Genomic DNA, 4,297 nt, shown 5'->3' on the forward strand with positions numbered 1-4,297 from the left:
GTCGGAAATCAGTCAGGCGTTCGGCAATTGCGGCTAACCCGCCCAAGTCGCGGATCGGCAGGGTAGGGCTAGCCCACGCTCCGGCTGTGCTTTCCTCGCTCCTAACGCGCCAATCTGATAAACACATCCACATTAAGCCCGGATATTCACGTCACGTCTAAGTGCGTCGACCTATTCCTTGTGCTGTTCCCGGCAGTTGATATCCCGCGCACCTGTCATTTCGATGACGCCACCCTGAACAGAAAGGTTTTCGTTTTCTCATGAAGGAGTTTGCCGGAAAGTTTGCCGTCGTCACCGGCGGCGGTACGGGCATGGGCCGCGAGCTCGCGCGTCAGCTTGTTGCAGAAGGCTGCAATGTCGCAATGTGCGATATCTCAGCCGATGCGATGGCCGAGACCAAGCGGCTGTGCGAGCTGGAAAAGCTGCCTCAGGGGCTTCGCGTCACCACCCATATCGCGGACGTGTCCATCGAGGATCAGCTCCGGCGCTTCCGTGACGAAATCACCTTGGAGCAGGGCACGGACAAAATCCACTTGCTGTTCAACAACGCCGGGATCGGCGGCGGCGGAAGCCTATTCACTAACACGCGTGAGCAATGGGAGAGAACGTTCAATATCTGCTGGGGTGGAGTCTATCTTGGCGTTCGCACCTTCCTGCCGATGCTGATGAAGGCCGATGAAGGCCACATCATCAATACCAGCAGCGTAAATGGGTTCTGGGCTTCAGTCGGAATGGGCGTGTCGCACACCGCCTATAGCGCCGCCAAATTCGCGGTAAAGGGTTTCACCGAGGCACTCATCAACGATCTCCGGCTGAACGCGCCCCACATCAAGTGCTCCGTCGTCATGCCCGGCCACATCGGCACGTCGATCATTTCGAACTCCCGTAAGATCCAGAGCGGGATTGATTCCGATCAGTTGAGTGCTGAGGACATCATCGCGAGCCGCCAGCGTCTGAAGGGAATGGGCATCGACACCACGGCGATGACGGATGAAGACATTCAGCAGATCGCGCTGGACAGGGCGCGCAGTTTCCGTGACGAGGCACCGACTTCCGCCGCTGCTGCGGCCAAGATCATCCTTGACGGGGTCAAGGCGGAGCGCTGGCGGATCCTGGTCGGAGACGACGCCCAGCGGCTCGATCAGCGCGTGCGACAGACCCCTGAACGCGCGTATGACGCCGAATTTTACCAGAGTTTCGCCCAGGAAGTTGGTTGGCGCCTCGGCTGACAATGGGATGGCTGCTGTGATGCGCGCGCGTGGGCCAGCGTAAGCGCCGGAGTGACAGGCATGTCGGATCGCGGGCCAGAAGACGTGAACCGTGCCCGCGCTATCACCCGTGCACCACCGCCTTTGCGATCATGCAGTGAATGCCTTTCGAGCCATTGACGGTCTGGGTGACGCGTAGGTCCGCGGCGAGACTGCACAGCGTGTAGGCGTCCTCGCGTGACAGATTGCGCTTTTCACCCAGTAGCACGATCATGTCTCGCAATGCTCGAACGACGCATTGGTCCAGGTCAGGGTCCATTGCCATTGTCATGTAGTGGGAAGGCGTTTCGGCGCGTGGATAATCGAGCCGCAGGTCCTTGCGCACGGTCATCCGGAAGCGCCCCTGCAGCGCCGTTTCAATGGCGGTAACGCAAACCTCTCCGTCACCTTGCACTCCGTGGCCATCCCCGCAGGAAAACAGTGCGCCGGGCACGAATACAGGCAGGTAGAGCTTGGCGCCGGGGATCAGCTCCTTGTTGTCCAGGTTGCCGCCCATTGCGCGCGGGACGAGCGAGGTGATGCGTCCCCAGGCAGGAGGCGGGGCTACGCCCATGACCCCGAAAAATGGCTTGAGGGGCAGATCCAGGCCCCAGGGCAGCCGGCCCACCATCCGCTTTTCGTCCAAGGGGATGTTGAGCAGGCGGCTTTCGTGGAAATCGTCGGGCAGGGTGCCGGCGAGTGGCCGAATGAAGTTGTACCCCCAGTCCTGACGGAGTCTGACGTCCAGAATTTCGATCTCCAGAACATCGCCCGGCTCGGCGCCCTCGATGGCAACGGGGCCGGTCAGAATATGTCCGGGCAACATCCGTTCGTTTTTCGCGTGAACTTGCGCGAGCTCAGGCGGAACGTGAAATCGGCTGCTGTCCGGTATCACATCCGGGCCGCCGGTGATGGTGTCGATCGTCACCTCGTCGCCACTGTCAACCGTAAGAACGGGCTTCAGTCGCGCTTCGAAGAAGCCCCAGTGACAGGTCTCAGGGCTGGAATGCAGGTGATGATGTGTCATGACGGGCTTCTGTTCGGGGCGGCGCTCGCGTAAGAGGCTGTAGCAGACATTCCCGAAGGCCTCCCTTGTTTTTTGTGCTCTCAAAGACGGTCGGCATCATGCTGTTGCCGACGAATCTCCTGATCGGCATCGGGGTGTTCGGTGCGATCCTGCTTGCAACACGATTTTCCCGATTAGGCCGGAAGCTGCTGATCACTTCCATTCTGCTGTTAGGGATATGTGGATTCTCGCCACTCGGAAATTGGCTGCTTTATCCGTTAGAGCAGCGCTTTCCAGCTTGGGACAGCGGGCCGGGTGCGCCGGATGGGATCCTCGTGCTGGGCGGCGGCATTGAGACCGATGTTTCCGCAGGGCACGGTACTGCTGCGTTTAGTAGCTCGGCCGCTCGCATCATCGCCGCCGCCGCGCTTGCGCATCGATATCCGAACGCTCGCATAGTTTATTCCGGTGGAAACGCCAACCTGGTTTCGGATGATGCGGCGAAAGAAGCAGATTATGCAGTGACGGTATTCGAGAGCCTCGGGATTTCAAGCGATCGCCTGATTTCCGAGCGAACTTCGCGGAATACCTTTGAGAACGCTGAATTCTCAAAGCGCGTGGCCGCTCCCAAACATGGCGAGCGCTGGCTGTTGGTGACGTCCGCCTATCATATGCCGAGATCGATCGGCATTTTTCGCAAAATCGGATTTGACGTCGAACCATATCCAGCCGATTGGCGGGTGGGCGGGGCTGCCGATCTCGTGAATTTTTCGGTTCGCTCCATCGAAGCTCTGGGACGAACCGAGCTCGCACTGCGCGAATGGATGGGACTTGTCGCTTACCGGATCTCAGGCAAAAGCAGCGCGTTTTTCCCGGGTCCCGACACGCGCTAATCGGCTCGCGGTCCACAAAATATCCCGATAAGGTTTGTTTAAACTAAAATGCGGTGGCAATCCGGCGTCGCGGGAGGTTCGTTTATGCAGCAGGCAGCAAAGGATCAAAATTTGGATTTGGTCGGAATGGTGACCGATCTGAACAATCTGCTTCGGCTGAAGACGACCGTTACGGGTATCAAGATGTTCGCGCGCGTCGAGGAAATGGCCGCTATCCCGAAAATCAGGCGGCCGTCGGCGGTTCACACCACGGATCAGATTATCAGCATGGCTTCGCGGCTGGGCTGGACCGTGGGCATCACGGCCGACGATCTCGTCGGCGCACAGTGCAGGGCAGTGATTGGGCTCGCCCCGCAGGACGAGAAGTGGCTTGCCGGAGAGTCCTACATCGGAGTCTGGCACGAGAATGCCGAGGACGCGCGCAAGCGCCAGGAGGCCCTGGACGTCGTTCCGTACGGTAGCTATCAGGCGCTGGCAGTGAGCCCACTTGCGAGTGGCAGGCTCAACCCGCCGGATATCTGCCTGGTCTATGCGACCCCGGGTCAGATGATCATTCTGATCAATGGGCTGCAATATACGGGTTACAAGAAATTCGAATGGGGCGTGGTCGGCGAGACGGCGTGCGCGGATTCATGGGGAAGGGCGCTAAAAACCGGTGAGCCCAGCCTATCGCTGCCGTGCTTCGCCGAGCGCCGCTATGGCGGGGTGCCGGATGAGGAAATGCTGATGGCGTTGTCGCCGGCGCATCTCGCCAAGGCGATTGCAGGTATGAAGGCTCTGGCGAAGAATGGCTTGCGTTATCCGATCGCGCCCTACGGCATCCAGAGCGATGTACGCGCTGGCATGGGCGTTTCCTATCCGCGGAAATAGACCAGTAAGCTAGCCGTAATCGAATTCAAAGCACCCCAAGGGAATTGGTTTTATGAAGTCTTCGTCGTCGCAATTCGACATCGTTGTTTATGGCGCAACCGGCTTCACCGGGCAGCTAATCGCCGAATACCTCGCCACGCATTACAGTGGCAGGGGTAGTCCGAAGTGGGCTATGGCCGGTCGTAGCCTGGAGAAGCTTGCCTCCGTGCGCGACGCCATCGGCGCGCCGTCGGATATCGCCTTGATTCAGGCGGATGCCAGCGATCCGACATCGCTGGAAG

The 4,297-nt window shown here is 59.4% G+C and carries 4 protein-coding genes and 1 pseudogene; 4 read left to right on the plus strand and 1 reads right to left on the minus strand.

The genetic code is table 11. The features are described 5' to 3' along the window. Nucleotides 1–260: 260 nt before the first annotated feature. Nucleotides 261–1,229 (plus strand): SDR family oxidoreductase, encoded by a 969-nt coding sequence (locus tag VJV58_RS18830; protein ID WP_324138878.1) that lies wholly within the window; start codon nt 261–263, stop codon nt 1,227–1,229. A 103-nt stretch (nt 1,230–1,332) separates the two neighbouring features. Here the strand turns inward: VJV58_RS18830 and VJV58_RS18835 are convergent, their stop codons facing one another. After that, nucleotides 1,333–2,274, minus strand: coding sequence for an acetamidase/formamidase family protein (locus VJV58_RS18835; protein ID WP_324138879.1), 942 nt, complete (start codon nt 2,272–2,274; stop codon nt 1,333–1,335). A gap of 65 nt (nt 2,275–2,339) precedes the next feature. Here VJV58_RS18835 and VJV58_RS18840 point away from each other — a divergent pair, with 65 nt between their 5' ends. The 3 genes and pseudogenes from VJV58_RS18840 to VJV58_RS18850 all read left to right on the plus strand — a co-directional run. Continuing rightward, on the plus strand, nt 2,340–3,146 hold the full coding sequence (locus VJV58_RS18840; protein WP_324138880.1) for a YdcF family protein: 807 nt from the start codon (nt 2,340–2,342) through the stop codon (nt 3,144–3,146). Between the two features lie 84 nt (nt 3,147–3,230). After that, the gene (locus VJV58_RS18845) at nt 3,231–4,016 is read left to right on the plus strand and encodes a DUF169 domain-containing protein (RefSeq protein ID WP_324138881.1); all 786 of its coding nucleotides are present in this window, start codon (nt 3,231–3,233) and stop codon (nt 4,014–4,016) included. 52 nt (nt 4,017–4,068) lie between these two features. Beyond that, nucleotides 4,069–4,297: pseudogene (locus VJV58_RS18850) on the plus strand (saccharopine dehydrogenase); the annotation flags it as partial.

The organism is Bradyrhizobium sp. (genome assembly GCF_035273305.1).
GTDB lineage: Bacteria > Pseudomonadota > Alphaproteobacteria > Rhizobiales > Xanthobacteraceae > Bradyrhizobium.